This is a genomic window from Streptomyces sp. NPDC021562, assembly GCF_040640875.1.
Lineage (GTDB): Bacteria > Actinomycetota > Actinomycetes > Streptomycetales > Streptomycetaceae > Streptomyces.
In genome coordinates, this window is the sequence record NZ_JBFACN010000001.1 from 108,910 (window position 1) to 127,410 (window position 18,501).

The following is an 18,501-nucleotide window of genomic DNA, read 5'->3' on the forward strand; positions in this document are numbered from 1 at the left end:
CACCCGCACGGCGGCGGGGTCACCCGATGCGCCCCGCCGCCAGCACCAACCGCGCCAGCTCGGGGTGCACGATGTCACTGTGCGCCCCGGCCGGCGGACCACCCCGGTTCACCACCGCCGCCGCGTCGACGTTCACGCAACCCGACGCGGCGAGCGGTCCGCGCAGCGCCGCCGCCAGGTCCAGCGAACCGGTGCCCGGCACCGCCTGGACGCCGTCGTGGCCCATCGCGCCCCAGCGCTCGCCCAGCAGCCGCGCCACGTCCGCGCCCAGGGCCGACTCGCAGTCGTCCGCCATCCGGGAGGCCAGCGGGTACAGCGTGCCGAGCGCCTCGTCGAAGTGGGAGTAGCAGCACACCAGCGGGCCGTCGATCCGGTCCTGCCGGCCGTGCAGCACCCCGCTCGCCCGCGGGTCCTGGGGCAGCCGGGCGGCGAACGCGTAGTGCGAGAAGGCGCCTTGCAGCAGGGTCACGGACTTCACCGTGCGCACCCCGTCCGGCAGCCCGCGCAGCGCGAAGGACACCAGCCGGCCGCCGAAGCTGTGCCCGACCAGATGCACCCGCACACCGGGCGCCGCCTGCGCCAACTGCCCGACCACCGGTCCGAGTCCACGCTCCCCGACGGTGCCCGCCCGCCGCTTCATCGCATAGTACGTGGCCTGCCGCAGCAACTCCTTCGCCCCGTCCCACGGGTTCGGCAGCGCGAAGCCGGCCGCGCTCCCGCCCTGCCGCAGGGACGCGACGGCCCCCGCGAACTCGTCGCACAGCCGCGTCGCCGCCCCGCTGAACAGCACCGGCTCGCCCTGCGGGGCACCCTCCGCGATCGTGTCCGCCGCGTGCCGCGGCTGCGGGCCGCCGGGCAGGACCTCGACCAGCAGCCGCACCAGGCGCCCGAACTCCTCCAGCTCGCCGGCCGGCCGCTGGTCCAGCATCCGGGCGAGCTGGTCGACCACCGTGGCCCGCCCCGGGAACGTCTCCAGGAGCGCGCGCCGGGTGTCCTTGTCGAGGACCGGGGCCGGGGACTCCTCGGCCTCCGTGGCCACCACCGACTTCGGGAAGTCGGGGATCGGCTCGTCGCAGAACCGCATCGACGGCCAGATGACCCCGACGTATCCGATGCGCGCCCTGGGGGCGAGCCTCGGCACCAGGGCGAAGAAGTGCCGGTACAGGGCGGTCGCGCCGGACCGGTCGTTGTTCCAGCCGTGCGCGAAGACGATCAGGTCACGGACGCCGTGGCCGGTGACCTCGGCCAGCAGCCGGTCGCGTTCGGCGCCGTCCGGATCCCCGTCCGCGTCGAAGGTCAGCTCCCAGTAGGGAGCCACACTCGTCCCAGGGTCAGCCATGGCAGGCTCCTCGCCGCCCGAACCGGTGCGATGTGCGCGCATCGTCCCGCTCCCGGGCACCGTTGGCCATACGCCGCGCCTCACCTGTAGAGGAGAAAATCCTTTCGCACCCGGCGGAAGGCGGCCAGTTCGTCCTGCCAGGCCCCGACGATCTCGTCGGGACCCGCACCCGCGTCGACCATCGTGCGGACCGTCGTCGATCCGGTGAGCGTGTCGATCCAGTGGTCGGCGCGCCAGGCGAAGCCGCTCCACACCTTCCTGGCGGTGACCAGCAGCGCGACACCGGTGCGTACGGGGTCGTAGGCGGCCCGGTCGTGCACGTGGATCTGCACCCCGCCGACGGTCCTGCCCTGGAACTTCGAGAACGTCGGCGCGAAGTACGCCTCCCTGAACCGCACGCCCGGCAGCCCGAGTTCGCCCGCCGCGGCGGCCCAGCGGGCGTCGAGGCCCTCGGCGCCGAGGAGTTCGAAGGGGCGGGTGGTGCCCCGTCCCTCGGAGAGGTTCGTGCCCTCGAAGAGACAGGTCCCGGAGTACACCAGCGCCGTGTCGGGGGTCGGCATGTTGGGGCTGGGCGGCACCCAGGGCAGGCCGCAGGCGTCGTAGAAGCGGTCGCGGTGCCAGCCGGTCATCGGTACCACGTCCAGGGCGACCGGCTGGTCCAGGAACCGCGCGTTGAACAGCCGCGCGAGCTCGCCGACCGTCATGCCGTGCGCCTGCGCGATCGGCTTCCTGCCGACGAAACTGGCGAACTCCTCGTGCAGCACCGGGCCCTGTGCGGTGCGGCCGGTCACCGGGTTCGGCCGGTCGAGCACGACGAAGCGCTTGCCCGCCAGCCGGGCCGCCGCCATGCAGTCGTACAGCGTCCAGACGTACGTGTAGAAGCGGGCGCCGACGTCCTGGATGTCGAAGACGACCGTGTCCACGCCGGAGGCGGTGAAGACGTCGGCGAGGGGCTGTCCGCTCTTGAGGTACGTGTCGTAGACGGGCAGGCCGGTCGCCGGGTCGTCGTGGCGGCCCTCGGAGCCGCCGGCCTGGGCGGTGCCCCGGAAGCCGTGCTCGGGGCCGAAGACCGCGGTCAGGGCGACGCGGGGGTCGGCGTGCAGGACGTCGACGATGTGGCGGACGTCCCGGGTGACTCCGGTCGGGTTGGTGACGACGCCGACCTTCTGGCCGTCGAGGAGGGCGTAGCCGTCGGCGGAGAGGCGATCGAAGCCGGTACTGAGGTGACCGTGGGCGTCGGCTGTCGTTGCCGTGGGCAGTGCTGTCACGGCCGCTGCGGACACCGTGGCCGCGGTGAGCAGGCCTCTTCTGGACAGGCGCATCGGGTCGCCTCCGTGGTCGTCAGGGTGCGGGTCGTGGGGGCCGGTCGCGCAGTTCCCCGCGCCCCTAGGTTGGACCGGTCACCCTTCCCTTTACACATACCGACTGGTTAGTCTGGCCGATGCTGAGCCGTGTCGTGTCGCGTCGTGTCGAAGGAGACCGATGGTGGGAGCCGTGCAAGATGCCCGAGTCGTCGTCACCGGGGCGGGAGGTGGCATCGGGGCCGCCCTCGCCCGGCGGTTCGCCGCCGAGGGCGCCCGGGTCGTCGTGAACGACCTGGACGGGGACAAGGCGGCCGCGGTCGCCGAGGAGATCGGCGGGATCGCTCTTCCGGGGGACGCGTCCGGCATCGTCGGCCCGGCCCGGGACGCGCTCGGCGGGACCGTGGACGTCTACTGCGCCAACGCCGGGCTCGCGTCCGGCGGGTCCGAGGCGGCCGACCCGGCGGTGTGGGCCGCGGCCTGGGACGTCAACGTCATGGCGCATGTGCGGGCCGCCCAGGAGCTGGTGCCGCACTGGCTGGAGCTGGGCGCAGGGCGGTTCGTGTCCACCGTGTCGGCCGCCGGACTGCTCACCATGATCGGTGCGGCTCCCTACAGCGTGACCAAGCACGGCGCGTACGCCTTCGCCGAGTGGCTGTCGCTGACGTACCGGCACCGCGGCCTGAAGGTGCACGCCATCTGCCCGCAGGGCGTCCGTACCGACATGCTCGCCGCCACCGGCAGCGCGGGCGACATCGTGCTCCAGCCGACCGCCATCGAGCCGGAGGCCGTCGCGGACGCGCTGTTCAAGGGGATGGCGGAGGACCGCTTCCTGATCCTGCCGCACCCCGAGGTCGCCGGGTACTACCAGGCCCGGGCCGCCGACCCGGACCGCTGGCTGACCAGCATGAACCACATCCAGCAGAAGTGGGAGGCCACCCGGTGACCCGGCCGCACGCAGAGTCCCGCTACTCCGCCCGTCCCTGGGTGGCCCTGCTCGACGAGGCCCAGCGGGGCCCGGTCGACCCGCCGGCCTCGCTGGTGCACGCCCTGCGGGCCGCCGTCGCCGAGGCACCGGACCGCACCTGCCTCGCCTACTTCGACGCCCGCCTCAGCTTCCGCGAGGTCGACGAGCTGAGCGACTCCGTCGCCGCCCACCTCGCCGAGCGCGGCGTGGCCCGCGGCGACCGGGTCGCCGTGATCCTGCAGAACTCCCCGCACTTCGTGCTCGCGCTGCTCGGCGCCTGGAAGGCGGGTGCGACCGTGGTGCCGGTCAACCCCATGTACAAGTCGGGGGAGGTCTCCCACGTCCTGCGGGACGCCGAGGTGGCCGCGCTGGTCTGCTCGCAGCGGGCCTGGGAGTCGTACCTGCGCGAGACGGCAGCCGGCTCACCGGTGCGGATCGTGCTCACCACCAGCGAGCTGGACTTCCAGACCCGCGACGACGCCCGCGTGCTGCCCTTCGCACGGCTGCCGCAGGCCGCCGACGCCGAGGACCTGGTGGAGGTCGCCCGCAAGGGCGGCGAGGCCCCGGAAGGGCGGGACCCGGCGTCCGCCGACATCGCCCTGATCAGCTACACCTCGGGGACGAGCGGTGCCCCCAAGGGCGCCACCAACCTGCACGGCAACATCATGTACAACGCGGAGCGGCAGCGCACCGGACTCGCGCTGCCCGACGCGCCGGTCTACTACGCCCTCGCGCCCCTCTTCCACATCACCGGCATGGTCTGCCAGCTCGCCGCCTGCGTCACCAGCGCCGGCACGCTCGTGCTGACCTACCGCTTCGAGCCGGGCGTGGTCCTGGAGGCGTTCGCCGAGCACCGCCCGCAGTACACGGTGGGCCCCTCCACCGCCTTCATGGCCCTGGCCGCCCACCCCGACGTCACCCCGGAGCACTTCGCCTCCTTCGTCAACATCTCCTCCGGCGGCGCGCCGCTGCCGCCGGCCCTGGTGGAGAAGTTCCGCGCCGGGTTCGGGCCGTACATCAGGAACGGCTACGGGCTGACCGAGTGCACCGCGCCCTGCGCCTCCGTGCCGCCGGGCCTGGAGGCGCCCGTCGACCCGGTCTCCGGGACCCTCGCCGTCGGGCTGCCGGGACCCGACACCGTCGTACGCATCCTCGACGACCAGGGCGCGGAGGTGCCCTTCGGCGAGCAGGGCGAGATCGCCGTCCGCGGGCCGCAGGTGGTGCCCGGGTACTGGCGGCGGCCCGAGGCCACCGCCGACACCTTCCCGGACGGCGAACTGCGCACCGGTGACATCGGCTTCATGGACCCACAGGGGTGGCTGTACGTCGTCGACCGCAAGAAGGACATGATCAACGCGTCCGGCTTCAAGGTCTGGCCGCGCGAGGTCGAGGACGTGCTGTACACCCATCCGGCGGTACGCGAGGCCGCCGTCGTCGGGGTCCCGGACGGGTACCGGGGGGAGACCGTCAAGGCCTACATCAGTCTGCGCCCGGGTGCCGCAACCGAACCGGACGATCTCGCCCTCTATTGCAAGGAGAGACTGGCGGCCTACAAATATCCGCGCCAGGTGGAGATCCTGCCCGACCTGCCGAAGACGGCAAGTGGGAAGATCCTCCGACGGGAACTGCGTTCCCGACCGCAACAGGGTTAGTGGACCCACGAGAAAGGCAGGTGGCGGCAGTGCCCAGGACGACGGACGGGGACGGGACTCCCGTTCCGCAGCGGCTTCTCGCCGCCGCCACCCGGCTCTTCGCGGAGCAGGGCTACGACCGCACCTCCGTGCAGGAGATCGTGGAGGCGGCCGGCGTCACCAAGGGGGCGCTCTACCACTACTTCGGCTCCAAGGACGACCTGCTCCACGAGGTGTACGCGCGCGTGCTGCGCGTCCAGCAGGAGCGGCTCGACGCCTTCGCGAACGCGGACGAGCCGATCGAGAAGCGGCTGCGGGGCGCGGCCGCGGACGTGGTCGTCACGACCATCGAGAACCTCGACGACGCGATGATCTTCTTCCGGTCCATGCACCATCTGAGCCCGGAGAAGAACAAGCAGGTGCGCGCGGAACGCCGGCGCTACCACGAACGCTTCCGCGCGCTGGTCGAGGAGGGCCAGCGCGCAGGCGTCTTCTCCACCGCGACCCCGGCCGACCTGGTCGTGGACTACCACTTCGGTTCGGTCCACCACCTGTCGACCTGGTACCGCCCGGATGGACCCATGACCCCCCAGGAGGTCGCCGACCACCTCGCCGACCTGCTGCTGCGCGCACTGCGCCCCTGAACCGCACAGGACCGGCGGCCCCGCCCCCGGGGCCGCCGGTCCTTGTCCCTCCCCGCAGGCGCTGCCTACAGGTACTTCTTCAGCTCCCGGCGGGCCAGCGACCGCTGGTGCACCTCGTCGGGACCGTCGGCGATCATCAGCGTCCGGGCGCTCGCGTACAGCTCGGCCAGCGGGAAGTCCTGGCTGACCCCGCCCGCCCCGTGCAGCTGGATCGCGCGGTCGATGATGTCCACGACCGCGCGCGGCGTGGCGATCTTGATGGCCTGGATCTCGCTGTGGGCGCCTCGGTTGCCGACGGTGTCCATCAGCCAGGCGGTCTTCAGGACCAGCAGCCGCAGCTGCTCGACCGTCACCCGGGCGTCCGCGATCCAGTTGTGCACCACGCCCTGCTGCGCCAGCGCCTTGCCGAAGGCGGTCCGGGACACGGCCCGCCGGCACATCAGCTCGATGGCCCGCTCGGCCATGCCGATCAGCCGCATGCAGTGGTGGATCCGGCCCGGACCGAGCCGCGCCTGGGCGATGGCGAAGCCGCCGCCCTCCTCGCCCACCAGGTTCGACACCGGCACGCGCGCGTGGTCGAAGACGACCTCGGCGTGGCCGCCGTGCGAGTGGTCCTCGTACCCGAAGACCTGCATCGCCCGCTTGACGGTGACACCCGGGGTGTCCCGCGGGACCAGCACCATGGACTGCTGGCGCCGGATGTCCGGGCCGTCCGGGTCGGTCTTGCCCATCACGATGAAGATCTTGCAGTCCGGGTTCATCGCCCCGGAGATGTACCACTTGCGGCCGGTGATGACGTAGTCGTCGCCGTCCCGTTCGATGTGGGTGGTGATGTTGGTGGCGTCGGAGGAGGCCACCTCCGGCTCGGTCATGGCGAACGCCGAGCGGATCTCGCCGGCGAGCAGCGGCTCCAGCCACTGCTTGCGCTGCGCCTCGTCGGCGAACTGGGCCAGCACCTCCATGTTGCCGGTGTCCGGGGCCGCGCAGTTCAGCGCGGTGGGCGCCAGGTGCGGGGAGCGGCCGGTGATCTCGGCGAGCGGCGCGTACTGGAGGTTGGTGAGACCCGCGCCGTACTCGGCGTCGGGCAGGAACAGGTTCCACAGGCCCTGCCTGCGGGCCTCGGCCTTCAGCTCCTCGACCACGGCCGGGGTGTCCCACGGCGAGGCGAGCGCGGCCCGCTGCTCCTCGGCCACCGCCTCCGCCGGGTAGACGTACTCGTCCATGAAGGCGAGCAGCTTGGCGCGCAGTTCCTCGGTGCGCGCGTCGAACGCGAAGTCCATGGCCGGTCAGCCTTCCTGAAGAGTGGTCAGTCCGTGGTCGATGAAGACGGGCACGAGGTCGCCGATCCGGTCGAAGCCCCGCCCGAGCGTCTGGCCCTGCGTGTACCGGTAGTGGATGCCCTCCAGGATCACGGCCAGCTTGAACCAGGCGAACGCCGTGTACCAGGAGATGTTCGAGACGTCCCGCCCCGAGCGGGCGGCGTACCGCTCGACCAGTTCCCGCGGCTCCGGGTGGCCCGGCGCCTCGGCGGTCGTCGACACCGGCGAGTCCGGCGCGCCCAGCGGCCGGCTGTACATCACCAGCAGGCCCAGGTCGGTCAGCGGGTCGCCGAGCGTGGACATCTCCCAGTCGAGGATGGCCTTGATCGTGTCGTCGTCGCCGATCAGCACGTTGTCCAGGCGGTAGTCGCCGTGGATGACGGCGGGCGCGGGGGAGTCGGGCAGCCGGCGGCCGAGGGTGGCGTGCAACTCGTCGATGCCGGCCAGGTCCCGGTTGCGGGAGGCGTCCAGCTGCTTGCCCCAGCGCCGCAGCTGCCGGTCGAGGAAGCCCTCGGGCCGGCCGAAGTCGGCGAGCCCGACCTCCGCGGGGTCGACGGCGTGCAGTTCCACCAGGGTGTCGACGAGGGAGAGCACCGCGTTGCGGGTGCGCTCCGCGCCGAGCGGGGCGAGCTGACCGGCGGTGCGGTACGGGGTGCCCTCGACGAACTCCATCACGTAGAACGGCGCGCCGAGGACCTCCTCGTCCTCGCACAGCAGCACCGGCCGCGGCACCGGCACCTCGGTCGGGTGCAGCGCGCTGATCACCCGGTGCTCGCGCCTCATGTCGTGCGCGGTGGCCAGGACGTGACCGAGCGGCGGCCGCCGCACCACCCACGTGGCGGCGCCGTCGGAGACCGCGTAGGTGAGGTTCGACCGTCCGCCCTCGATCAGCCTTCCGGTCAGGGGCCCGGCGACCAGGCCGGGCCGCTCGCGTTCGAGCAGGCCGCGCAGCCGGTCGAGATCCAGTCCGGGCGGGTGGTCGGGGCTCATGCATCGCTCCTACGAACGAACGAACAGGACCCGACTCATGATGCCGACCGGTCGGTATGCCGTCCAGTGCGTGAGCCAAACGTGACCGGGACCACCCTGTGGCCCGGGCGGGGCGAGGCGGCTCCCCGTGCGCGCAGGACGGGGAGTCGCCGATCGGGGCCGGGCCGGATCAGTGGTCGTCCCAGTGACCTTCGTGCTCGGCGTGCCGGTGGCCGTCGTGAAGATAGTCGACATGGTCGCCGTGCAGGACCCCGGTGTGCCCGCAGCCGTCGCCGTGCCGGTGCTCGTGGCCGTCGTGGGTGACGTGCGCCTCGGGCTCGCACTCGTCCCAGTGGCCGCCGTGCTCGCGGTGCAGGTGCCCGTTGTGCGCGTAGTCGACGTGGTCGCCGTGCGGCACCTGGTCGTGCCCGCAGTCCGGTCCGTGGCTGTGACCGTGCGCGGTGTGTTCCTGGTGAAGGGTGGTCATGGTGCTCACCTTCAGGGGTCCGGAAGTCGGGATACGGCGGGACGCCGACGGACAGGCTGTCACGCGCCGGACGCATATCCGGTCATTCCGGTTGCGTGGCGTCCGAGTACCCCCGGGCGTCCTATACGACCAGTGCCGTGGCGCAGACCGCGACGGCGACCGTGCACAGCACAGCGGCGGTCGCCTGTCGCGGGGCCAGCGCAGAAGGGCGATCGCCCGCCGCGAGGGCGCGGATGCGGCGGTTGGCGACGAGCAGGAACCCCAGCCACAGCAGGCAGACCGCCGCGCAGGCCACGACCCCGACGGCCGAGGCGCTGTCGTGCAGCGCCGCCTTCGCGGCGAGTGTCGCGGCCACGGTCGCGGAGAGCGTCGTGCGGCGCCAGGCCAGCCGGGTCCGCTCCGGCTGGAGTCCGGGGTCCCGGGCCGGCCCGGTCACCCCTCCCACCCCACGAGCACGACGAGCACCATCGCCACGGCGACCACGGCGACGACCACGCTGAGCAGGGCCGGGAACCGGGACACCGGCAGGTCCTCGCCGCGCCGCATCGCCCGCTCGCAGCGCATCCAGTGGTTCACGGCGCGCAGGGAGCACAGCACGCCCGAGGCGAGCAGGGCGAGCGCGAGGCCGACGCGCCAGCCCCAGCGGAGATCCGGCAGGAACTGGTCCACGGCGAAGCCGCCGCCGATGAGCGCGAGGGCGGTGCGCAGCCAGGCCAGGAACGTCCGCTCGTTGGCGAGGGAGAAGCGGTAGTCCGGGGTCGTGCCCTCCTGCCGTACCACCTCGGGGGCGAACCACAAACGGACGTTCCGCGCGAATTCGATCACGTGTAGCAAGACTACCCGGGGGCGCGGAGCCGTGGTCGTTCGCCCGCGGCTCCGTGGGGACTGCTCGCGCAGTTCCCCGCGCCCCTTACGGGGCGCCTCAGCCCCGATGTGCCCGCAACCGGTCCCACGCCGCCATTCCGTCCGGCACCCACTCCCACTCGCCGAGCCGGGGCACCAGTTCCTCCTCGCTGAGGAAGTCGTGCCAGGCGACCTCCTCCACCTGCGGCCGTACCGGCAGCTCGCAGCGGACCTCGTACACCGCCGACCACCAGCTCTGCCCGGCCCCGTTTTCGTACAGGAACTTGAACAGGAACGCCGGCCGGGGCAGACCGGTCACGCCCAGTTCCTCCTCCGCCTCCCGCAGCGCCGCGTCGTCGTAGGACTCGCCCGCGCCCACCACACCCCCGACGAACATGTCGTACAGGGACGGGAAGACCAGCTTGGTGGCGGTGCGGCGGTGGACGAAGATCCGGCCGGACGCGTCCCTGGCCTGGATGAAGACGCAGCGGTGCCGCAGGCCCCGGGCGTACGCCTCGCCGCGCGGGGCCTGCCCGGTCACCCGGTCGTTCTCGTCGACGATGTCGAGGATTTCGTCAGCAGCGTTCATGCCGCCATCCAAGCAGGACCGCGGCGGAGGGCGTCAGCGCGGCTGGAGGTCGAGGGACGGCTCCCGCGGCGCCGCACCCCGCGGCATGGCCGGATGCAGCCCGAGCAGCACGATGCCCGCCACGACCGCCGCAAGCCCCGCCGCCTCCCAGGCCAGCGCCCCGGTGTCGGTACGCAGCCGGTCCCCGAGGAAGCCCACCCCGCACAGGATCCCGGTGAGCGGCTGGGCCGCGGTGAGCGCAGGCAGCGACATGCGCAGCTCCGCCGTCTCGAACGCGCTCTGTACGAGGATCAGCCCGGTCACCCCGAGCACCAGGACGCCGTACGGCTGCCAGCCGGTCAGCACCTCCGTGATGCCGCCCTCGGAGAAGCGGGTGCTGGTGACCCGGGTCAGCGCGTCCTGGACGCCGTAGAGCAGACCGGCGGCGAGGGCGAGCAGGGTGGGTCCGGCGCTGAGCCTGGACCGCTTGGCGCAGGTGGTGAGCGCCAGGGCGATGCCCACGACCACGCCGATGATCAGCCAGTGGCGCAGCGGGTCGGCGATCGCGTGACCGCCGCGCGGCTCGCCCGCCAGGATGAACGCGGTGACACCGCCGGCGAGCAGCAGCAGACCCGCCCAGCCCTGGTGGCTGAGGGGGTGCTTGGTCTGGTGTCTGGACAGCGCGAGGGCGAACAGCAGGTTCGTGGCGAGCAGCGGCTCGACGAGGGAGATCTCGCCCTTGCCGAGGGCGACCGCCCCGAGGACCATCCCGGCCACCATCAGGCCGATCCCGCCCAGCCAGCGCGGCACCTTCATCAGGTCCAGCAGCAGCCGGGGCGAGAGGAAGTCGCTGAGCGGAGCCTGCTGCGCGACGTTCTGCTGGAGCACGAACCCGAAGCCCAGGCAACAGGCCGCGCTCACGGCGAGAACCAGAACCAGTACGGACACGCTGCGTACCTCGATCATGCGGCCGGGCTACGGGGTGCGTAGTGGCCGACTGTAGCGCTGCCGGATGGGTGGTGCTCCGGGAGTACCCGGAACCGGGCGACGGACTCGGGCGACGGACTCGGTCACGGTGCCCGGGCCGATCGCGGAGGGTGGCGCTGGGCTTCGGACCGTACTGCCATGGTCCGACGCCCGGGCGGCCCGCGCCATGGCGTACGCCACAGCCGGCACCCGAAGCCCTGCGGTCACGGTACGCCAACCGGGGAGCCGTTCGCGTCAAGTTCCGGCCGTTCCAGGGTAGTTGAACAGAGGACCAGTAACGCTCGGCTTGACGCAAAGTCTTGGCGGAGGGTTTGCTGTGCGTGATCGGCCGATGGCAGCCCGACAACCAGGAAGTTCCGCGGTGCCCTCAACCCCGCCCCTCGCAGGCCCAGGCCGGGCCGTCGCCGAAGGTCCCCGCGCGAGCGCGCGCCCCGGGTGCGCCCACTGTCCGGACGAAGCCCTCGACGACGCCGAACTCATCTCCGCGCGGGCCGCGTTGGCCCAGGGCCGCTGGCAGTCCGCCCGCTCCCTGTTGCTCCACACGGGTGAGGACTGGGACCGCCGGGGCCATCGGGTCGCCGTCCTCGCCGGCGAGCCCTACGCCGTCGCCTGGGCCCGCGAGTGGCTGCTGGCCGAGCCCGGCACGGCCGGCGCCGCCACCCTGTACGCGCTGACCCTGGTCCGGCGGGCGCTGCGCGGCAAGGAGCCGCCCGAGCGGGCCCGCGAGGCCTGCGGCGGCGCCGCCGCGCTCGCCCCCGCCGACCCCACCCCGTGGCTCGGCCTGCTCCTGCTGGCCCGGCACCTCGGCACCGACGAGGAGGTCCGGCGTGCCTTCGCCGAGGTGCGCCGCCGCCACCCCGAGCACCATCACGCCCACCACCTGATGGCCGCCCGGATCGCGGAGACCGAGTCGCAGGGGTCGTACGAGCTGTGCGCCTTCGCGGAGCGCTCGGCCGCCGAGGCCCCGGCGGACTCCCCGCTCGCCGTCCTCCCGGTCGTCGCGTACAACGAACGGCACCGGGTGCTGGCCGCCGCCGGCAGGGCGCCCGCCGATCCGGCCGCCGCCGGGCACTGGGCCGAGCCGTCCGCCCGGCGCGCCCTGAACGCGGCCTTCGACTGGTGGCTGGAGTGGGGCATCGAGGAGCACCCCCGCCGCCACATCGACCTCAACCACCTCGCCCACGCCACCTCCGGCGCCGGCCGGTACGCCGAGGCCGCCGCCCTCTTCCAGCGCATCGGCCGGCACCACACCGAAGTGCCCTGGTCGTACCCGGACCGCGACCCCTGCGCGGCGTTCCGGGCGGCCCGGGCCCGCGCGCTCGGAGCTTCATGAGAAGAGGTTGTGGATTTCTTACGGCCGCCGGTTTCCGGGACCATGGCCGCCCCGGCGGTGTTCGAATGGGTACGTGAACTCTGAACTGTCCGGGGAGCCGCGCCACACCGAGGAGGGCAGCCCGGTCGGCCGCCGGGTCTTCCTCGGCACCCTCGGTCTCGGCGCGCTCGGCGTGGTGACCGCGCCCGTGCTGCAACGGATCACCGAGTCGGTACTCGGCACCTTCTCCGGCAAGGACCCCACCGGCCTGACCGGGCTGCTCCCGAACGGCGGCGGGTTCCGCTACTACTCGGTGACCGGCTCGGTACCGGACAAGAACGCCGCGAACTACCGGTTGCGGATCGGCGGGCTGGTCGACGAGCCGCGCACCTACAGCCTCGCCGACCTGCGGGCGCTGCCGCAGACCCGGCTGGTCAAGGACGTGCAGTGCGTGACCGGCTGGCGGGTGCCCGACACGCCCTTCGAGGGCGTGCGCCTCTCGCACCTCCTCGACCTGGCCGGCGTCAAGGACACCGCCAGGGCGGTCCGCTTCACCTGCTTCGACGGCGCGTACACCGAGAGCCTCACCCTCGACCAGGCGCGCCGGGCGGACGTCCTGGTCGCGCTGCGGATGCAGGACAAACCCATCGGCCACGACCACGGCGGTCCGGTCCGCCTCTACGTCGCCCCGATGTACTTCTACAAGTCCGCCAAGTGGCTCTCCGGCATCACCGTCACCGACACGGTGGAACCGGGCTACTGGGAGAAGCTGGGCTACGACGTGGACGCCTGGGTCGGCAAGTCGAACGGACGCGACGATGAGCCTACGAGCTGAGGCGCCGCCGGTCGCGGACCGGCTGCACCGCTTCACCGCCGCCGAGCGCTGGGTGCACCGCACGACGGCCGCCCTGATGGGCGTCTGCGTGGTGACGGCCGCCTGCCTCTACATCCCGCAGCTCGCGGTCCTCGTCGGCCGCCGCGAACTGGTGGTCAGGATCCACGAGTGCGCGGGCCTCGCGCTCCCGGTCCCGGTCCTCCTCGGCCTGGCCTCCCGCGCCTTCCGCAGGGACCTCGGCTTCCTGAACCGCTTCGGCCCCCACGACCGGCTCTGGCTGCACGCCGCCCTGGCCCGCGACCGCCGGCCGTCCTCCCGCCCGGCGGGCAAGTTCAACGCCGGGCAGAAGATCTACGCGAACTGGATCGCCGGCGCGAGCCTGGTCATGCTCGTCACCGGCCTGATGATGTGGTTCACCCATCTCACCCCGCTGATGTGGCGCACCTCGGCCACCTTCGTCCACGACTGGCTGGCCCTGACGATCGGCGTCGTCCTGGGCGGCCACATCGGGATGGCCCTCGCCGACCCGGAGGCGAGACGGGGTCTGCGCACCGGGTCGGTGAGCCGCGACTGGGCCGCACGCGAGCATCCGCTGTGGCGCCCGTAGCGGAGGCCCCGCCGCCCGCTAGATCACCAGGGACAGCAGCAGGACCAGGGCGCCCGCCACCACGGAGATGATCGTCTCCATCACCGACCAGGTCTTGATCGTCTGGCCGACGCTCAGGCCGAAGTACTCCTTCACCAGCCAGAACCCGGCGTCGTTGACATGGCTGAAGAACAGCGAGCCCGCGCCGATGGCCAGCACCAGGAGCGCCGTGTGGGCGGTCGACATGTCGGCCGCCAGCGGGGCCACCAGACCGGCCGCCGAGACCGTGGCCACCGTCGCCGAGCCCGTCGCGAGCCGGATCGCCACCGCGATCAGCCAGGCCAGCAGCAGCGCCGGGATCGACCAGTCCTTGGATATCTCCAGGACCATCTGGCCCACACCGCAGTCGATCAGCGTCTGCTTGAAACCGCCGCCCGCGCCGACGATGAGGAGGATGCCCGCGATGGGCATCAGGCCCTTCTCGACGGTCGCCGAGACCCGTTCCCTGGAGAACCCGGCGGCGCGGCCCAGCGTGAAGATGCCCACGATCACCGCCGCGAGCAGGGCGATCAGCGGGGAGCCGACGACGTCGAAGACGCGCTGGACGGTGTGCGACGGGTCGTCGACGACGACGTCGACCAGGGCCTTGGACAGCATCAGCACGACCGGGAGCAGGATCGTGGCGAGCGTGGCGCCGAAGCCGGGGCGCCGCTCCAGCTCCTCCGAGGGACGGGCGGCGATCATGCGGTCGGGCACCGGCACGTCCACCCAGCGGGCGGCGACCTTCGAGAAGAGCGGACCGGCGACGATCACGGTCGGGACGGCGACCAGGACGCCGAGGGCCAGGGTCACGCCCAGGTTCGCGTGCACCGCGTCGATCGCGACCAGCGGGCCGGGGTGCGGCGGCACCAGGCCGTGCATCACGGACAGACCCGCGAGGGCCGGGATGCCGATGCGCATCAGGGAGTAGTTGCCGCGCTTGGCCACCATCAGCACCACCGGGATCAGCAGCACGATGCCGACCTCGAAGAACAGCGGCAGCCCGATCACGGAGGCGATCAGCACCATCGCCCAGGGCATCGCCCGGCCGGACGCCTTCGCGAGGATCGTGTCGACGATCTGGTCCGCGCCGCCGGAGTCGGCGAGCAGCTTGCCCAGGATCGCCCCGAGCGCGATCAGGACACCCACTCCGGCGACGGTGGTACCGAGCCCGGTGGTGAAACTGGTGATCACCTTGTCCAGCGGTGCCCCGGCGAACGCGCCCAGCGCGAGCGAGCCGATGGTCAGCGCCAGGAAGGCGTGGAGCTTGAACTTGGTGATGAGCAGGACGATGACGGCGATGCCCGCGAGCACCGCGATGCCCAGGCGGGCGTGTCCGGCCGAGGTGATGGGCGCGACGGTGTCCGCTGCCAGCATCTCGACGCTGAGTCTGGTCACGGGGGTTCCTTGGGGTTGTGTGGCCGACTTGGGGTGGTGACGCGGGTTACCGCGCGGAAAGGTCGGGAAGCGTGTCCAGCGCGCGCACGGCGCGGTCGGTGATCTCCTCGGGGGTGCCCGAGACGTCCACCGCGACACCGCGCTCGTCCGCCGCCAGCGGTTCGAGCGTGGCGAACTGGGAGTCCAGCAGCGCGGTCGGCATGAAGTGACCCTGCCGGTGCGACATCCGGTCCGCGATGAGCTCCCGGTCCCCGGTGAGGTGCACGAACACCACCCCGGGGGCGGCGGCGCGCAGCCGGTCGCGGTACGACCGCTTCAGCGCGGAGCTGCTGACGACCCCGCCGAGCCCTTCCCGCCCGTGCGCCCAGGCGCCGATGGCGTCCAGCCACGGCCACCGGTCGGCGTCCTCCAGCGGGTGTCCGGCCGACATCTTGGCGATGTTGGCCGGCGGGTGGAAGTCGTCGCCCTCGGCGTACGGGACGCCGAGCCGGGCGGCGAGCAGAGGACCGATCGTGGTCTTGCCCGTGCCGGCGACGCCCATCACCACGACGACGTGGGGGGTCCGCATCACTGCCTCGCTGTCTTCCTCGACATGGGACACCGGCAGACGACATCCGGTGTCGGCCTCACTGAAACCCATTAGGTACGACGAATTCAAGAGTGTGTGACATATAAGTCTGACTTTTTGGCTCTGTGATCCACTCTGTACGCTGAGTGCATGAGCACACCGGGCAGGGGGCTGCACGGTCGCGTACTGGACACCCTCGGCCCCGAGATCACCGCGGGCGAGTACCCGCCGGGCAGCGTCCTGCGCACGGACGAACTGGCCCAGCACTTCGAGGTGTCGCGGTCGGTGATGCGCGAGGCGGTCCGGGTCCTGGAGTCCATGCACCTGGTCGAGTCCCGCCGCCGGGTGGGCGTCACCGTCCGGCCCAAGGCCGAGTGGAACGTCTACGACCCGCAGGTGATCCGCTGGCGGCTGGCCGGCGCCGACCGCCCGCACCAACTGCGCTCGCTCACCGTGCTGCGCTCCGCGATCGAGCCGGTGGCCGCCCGCCTGGCCGCGCGGCACGCCACGGCCGAGCAGTGCGCCGCACTCACCGAGTGCGCCCTCGGCATGGTGGCCAACTCCCGCGGCCACCGACTGGAGCAGTACCTCGTCCACGACATGGCGTTCCACCGGGTGATCCTCACCGCGTCCGGCAACGAGATGTTCGCCCGGCTCGGCGACGTCGTGGCCGAGGTCCTCGCGGGCCGCACCCACCACGAGGTGATGTTCGAGGACCCGGCCCCGGGCGCCGTCACCCTCCACGTGCAGCTCGCGGAAGCGGTACGGGAGGGCGACGCGGACCGCGCGGAACGGCTGACCCGTGAGATCACCGTGGGCGCCCTGGAGGAACTGGACATCCTCGCGCCCTGACCGGGACTACTCGTCCGGGAAGTCGCCGTCCACGTACACCCACGCCCCGTCCACCCGCTCGAACCGGCTGCGCTCCAGCAGCGAACCGCCCCGGTAGGACGCGCGGAAGGTCACCGTGCCGGTGGTGTGGAAGGCCGAGCCGTCGGTCGTCCCGAGGATCTCGAGACCCGTCCAGCGCATCGCCGGGTCGAGCTCCAGCCCCGGCGGACGCGTCCGCGGATGCCAGGTCCGCAGCAGGTAACCCGCGTCCCGCTCGACGAAGGCGCTGTACCGCGAGCGCATCAGCCGCTCCGCCGTGGGCGCCGCCGCCTCGCCCCGGTGGAAGCGGCCGCAGCAGCGCTCGTACGGCTCCGGGAGGCCGCAGGGACAGGGGGTGCCGTGAGCCGGTGCGGGGGCGGGCTGCCGCCGGGGCTGCGGGGTGCGTCGGGCCATGGACCTATGGTCGCCTACGCCGACTCGGCACTGGTGGGCGGCTGCGCGGGACGTGCCGGGACCGGCTGGGTCGGCAGCGCGGGCAGCGCCGTGCGGTGCACCCAGGCGTCGAACAGCCCGTCGAGCGGCTCGTCCGCGAAACGGTTCACGTGCGCCGTGAACGTCGCCGTCGTCACCGCCCCGCCCCGGTGCAGCCCCGTCCAGGCCCGCAGCATGTGGAAGAACCGGTCGTCGCCGAGCGCGCAGCGGATCGCGTGGACGGTGACCCCGCCGCGCTCGTAGAGCCGGTCGTCGAACATGGCCTTCTTGCCGGGGGCGGCGATCCGGATGTCCTGGGGCAGCCCGGACAGCAACCGGTGGGCGACGGACGCCAGTTGCTGGGCGCTACGGCCGCCGGACCGCTCCGACCACAGCCACTCCGCGTACTTCGCGAGCCCCTCGTTCAGCCAGATGTGCCGCCAGTCCGCGATGGACACGCTGTTCCCGAACCACTGGTGCGCCAGCTCGTGCGCCACCAGCCGCTCCGAACCCCGCGCCCCGTCCACGTGGTTGGCGCCGAACAGCGACAACCCCTGCGCCTCGACGGGCACGTCGAACTCCTCGTCGGCGACGAGGACCGCGTACTCGTCGAAGGGGTACGGCCCGAACAGCCGCTGGAACAGGTCCATCATGGCGGGCTGGCGGGCGAAGTCCCGGGAGAACTGGGGCAGCAGCTGGGCCGGTATGTGCCCGTGCATCGGCACCCCGCCGAGCCCCGGGTCCCCGAGCAGCACGGTCTGGAACTTGCCGATCGCGAGGCTCACCAGGTAGCTCGACGTCGGCGCGGCCTGCTCGTACACCCAGGTCGTCGTGGACGCCTTGGTGGTCCGGGTGAGCAGCCGGCCGCCGGCCACCACCGAGTACGCCGACGGGCAGGTGACCGAGATCAGGTAGGACGCCTTGTCGGCCGGCCGGTCGTTGCACGGGAACCAGGAGGGCGCGCCGACCGGCTGGCTCGCCACCAGCGCGCCGTCCGTCAGCTCCTCCCAGCCGATCCCGCCCCAGGGGCTGTTCACCGGCCGCGGATTGCCCGACCAGTGGATCTCCACGGTGAACGCGGCACCGGCGCGCAGCGGCTTCGCGGGCTTGATCCGCAGCTTGCCGCCCCGGTGCGTCCAGTGCGGCTGGCGGCCGTCCACCCGGATCCGGCCGATCTTGAAGTCGGCCAGGTTCAGCTGGAACTCGGGCAGCGCGGCGCGGCCCGCGATCGCGTTGATCCGGGCCATGCCGGACAGGCGGTTGGGTCCGGGCCGGTAGTCCAGCGTGAGCTCATAGCGATGCACCCGGTAGCGGGGATCGCCGTTGTCCGGGAAGTACGGGTCCGGACCCGCCGACTGCTGCACTGCCACTTCCGCGTTCGCTCCCTGCGCTGTGCTCGAACCGTC

The 18,501-nt window shown here is 72.5% G+C and carries 20 protein-coding genes; 7 read left to right on the top strand and 13 right to left on the bottom strand.

Features of this window, described 5'->3' with window-relative positions:
• Positions 1–19: 19 nt before the first annotated feature.
• Positions 20–1,339, bottom strand: a complete 1,320-nt coding sequence (locus AB0G52_RS00505) for a serine-threonine protein kinase (RefSeq protein ID WP_132889083.1) — start codon at positions 1,337–1,339, stop codon at positions 20–22.
• An 80-nt stretch (positions 1,340–1,419) separates the two neighbouring features.
• Positions 1,420–2,661 carry a DUF1343 domain-containing protein gene (locus tag AB0G52_RS00510; protein ID WP_361332480.1) on the bottom strand — a complete coding sequence of 414 codons (1,242 nt, stop codon included), beginning with the start codon at positions 2,659–2,661 and terminating at the stop codon, positions 1,420–1,422.
• Positions 2,662–2,821: 160 nt separating this feature from the next.
• On the opposite strand from AB0G52_RS00510, the gene AB0G52_RS00515 reads away from it, so the two are divergent.
• The 3 genes from AB0G52_RS00515 to AB0G52_RS00525 are packed head-to-tail and all read left to right on the top strand — an operon-like array spanning position 2,822 to position 5,882.
• A complete protein-coding gene (locus AB0G52_RS00515) occupies positions 2,822–3,586 on the top strand; it encodes an SDR family oxidoreductase (protein ID WP_361332483.1) in 765 nt (254 codons plus the stop codon).
• A complete protein-coding gene (locus tag AB0G52_RS00520) occupies positions 3,583–5,259 on the top strand; it encodes an AMP-binding protein (protein WP_361332486.1) in 1,677 nt (558 codons plus the stop codon). The genes AB0G52_RS00515 and AB0G52_RS00520 overlap by 4 nt, the downstream gene beginning before the upstream one ends.
• A 29-nt stretch (positions 5,260–5,288) precedes the next feature.
• Positions 5,289–5,882 carry a TetR family transcriptional regulator gene (locus AB0G52_RS00525; protein ID WP_132889087.1) on the top strand — a complete coding sequence of 198 codons (594 nt, stop codon included), beginning with the start codon at positions 5,289–5,291 and terminating at the stop codon, positions 5,880–5,882.
• 65 nt (positions 5,883–5,947) lie between these two features.
• Here AB0G52_RS00525 and AB0G52_RS00530 read toward each other — a convergent pair whose 3' ends face one another.
• The 7 genes from AB0G52_RS00530 to AB0G52_RS00560 form a co-directional block, all read right to left on the bottom strand.
• A complete protein-coding gene (locus tag AB0G52_RS00530; RefSeq protein WP_358977497.1) occupies positions 5,948–7,162 on the bottom strand; it encodes an acyl-CoA dehydrogenase family protein in 1,215 nt (404 codons plus the stop codon).
• 6 nt (positions 7,163–7,168) lie between these two features.
• A complete protein-coding gene (locus AB0G52_RS00535; RefSeq protein WP_132889089.1) occupies positions 7,169–8,191 on the bottom strand; it encodes a phosphotransferase family protein in 1,023 nt (340 codons plus the stop codon).
• Between the two features lie 169 nt (positions 8,192–8,360).
• On the bottom strand, positions 8,361–8,657 hold the full coding sequence (locus tag AB0G52_RS00540) for a hypothetical protein (protein ID WP_132889090.1): 297 nt from the start codon (positions 8,655–8,657) through the stop codon (positions 8,361–8,363).
• Positions 8,658–8,778: 121 nt separating this feature from the next.
• Entirely contained in the window at positions 8,779–9,093 is a 315-nt protein-coding gene (locus tag AB0G52_RS00545; RefSeq protein ID WP_132889091.1) for a DUF202 domain-containing protein, read from the bottom strand.
• A complete protein-coding gene (locus tag AB0G52_RS00550; protein WP_132889092.1) occupies positions 9,090–9,482 on the bottom strand; it encodes a DUF202 domain-containing protein in 393 nt (130 codons plus the stop codon). Before AB0G52_RS00550 ends, AB0G52_RS00545 begins: the two co-directional genes overlap by 4 nt.
• Positions 9,483–9,579: 97 nt before the next feature.
• Positions 9,580–10,089 carry an NUDIX domain-containing protein gene (locus AB0G52_RS00555; RefSeq protein ID WP_132889093.1) on the bottom strand — a complete coding sequence of 170 codons (510 nt, stop codon included), beginning with the start codon at positions 10,087–10,089 and terminating at the stop codon, positions 9,580–9,582.
• A gap of 33 nt (positions 10,090–10,122) precedes the next feature.
• Positions 10,123–11,016: a DMT family transporter gene (locus tag AB0G52_RS00560; protein ID WP_361332935.1), complete on the bottom strand. Its 894-nt coding sequence runs from the start codon at positions 11,014–11,016 to the stop codon at positions 10,123–10,125.
• 400 nt (positions 11,017–11,416) lie between these two features.
• Here AB0G52_RS00560 and AB0G52_RS00565 point away from each other — a divergent pair, with 400 nt between their 5' ends.
• The 3 genes from AB0G52_RS00565 (at position 11,417) to AB0G52_RS00575 (ending at position 13,809) form a co-directional block, all read left to right on the top strand.
• Positions 11,417–12,388, top strand: a complete 972-nt coding sequence (locus AB0G52_RS00565) for a hypothetical protein (protein WP_361332494.1) — start codon at positions 11,417–11,419, stop codon at positions 12,386–12,388.
• 73 nt (positions 12,389–12,461) lie between these two features.
• Entirely contained in the window at positions 12,462–13,202 is a 741-nt protein-coding gene (locus tag AB0G52_RS00570) for a molybdopterin-dependent oxidoreductase (RefSeq protein WP_132889094.1), read from the top strand.
• Entirely contained in the window at positions 13,186–13,809 is a 624-nt protein-coding gene (locus tag AB0G52_RS00575) for a cytochrome b/b6 domain-containing protein (protein WP_132889095.1), read from the top strand. The genes AB0G52_RS00570 and AB0G52_RS00575 overlap by 17 nt, the downstream gene beginning before the upstream one ends.
• 18 nt (positions 13,810–13,827) lie before the next feature.
• Here the strand turns inward: AB0G52_RS00575 and AB0G52_RS00580 are convergent, their stop codons facing one another.
• Together AB0G52_RS00580 and AB0G52_RS00585 are read right to left on the bottom strand one after the other, a co-directional pair.
• On the bottom strand, positions 13,828–15,225 hold the full coding sequence (locus AB0G52_RS00580; RefSeq protein WP_132889096.1) for a gluconate:H+ symporter: 1,398 nt from the start codon (positions 15,223–15,225) through the stop codon (positions 13,828–13,830).
• 46 nt (positions 15,226–15,271) lie between these two features.
• Positions 15,272–15,793 (bottom strand): gluconokinase, encoded by a 522-nt coding sequence (locus AB0G52_RS00585; RefSeq protein WP_132889304.1) that lies wholly within the window; start codon positions 15,791–15,793, stop codon positions 15,272–15,274.
• A gap of 150 nt (positions 15,794–15,943) precedes the next feature.
• Here AB0G52_RS00585 and AB0G52_RS00590 point away from each other — a divergent pair, with 150 nt between their 5' ends.
• Positions 15,944–16,645, top strand: coding sequence for a FadR/GntR family transcriptional regulator (locus tag AB0G52_RS00590; protein ID WP_132889097.1), 702 nt, complete (start codon positions 15,944–15,946; stop codon positions 16,643–16,645).
• A 6-nt stretch (positions 16,646–16,651) separates the two neighbouring features.
• On the opposite strand, the gene AB0G52_RS00595 is transcribed toward AB0G52_RS00590, so the two are convergent.
• Together AB0G52_RS00595 and AB0G52_RS00600 are read right to left on the bottom strand one after the other, a co-directional pair.
• The gene (locus AB0G52_RS00595) at positions 16,652–17,077 is read right to left on the bottom strand and encodes a YchJ family metal-binding protein (protein ID WP_361332499.1); all 426 of its coding nucleotides are present in this window, start codon (positions 17,075–17,077) and stop codon (positions 16,652–16,654) included.
• A 14-nt stretch (positions 17,078–17,091) separates the two neighbouring features.
• Complete coding sequence (locus tag AB0G52_RS00600) at positions 17,092–18,465, bottom strand: M1 family metallopeptidase (RefSeq protein ID WP_132889099.1); 1,374 nt, start codon at positions 18,463–18,465, stop codon at positions 17,092–17,094.
• Positions 18,466–18,501: the final 36 nt, after the last annotated feature.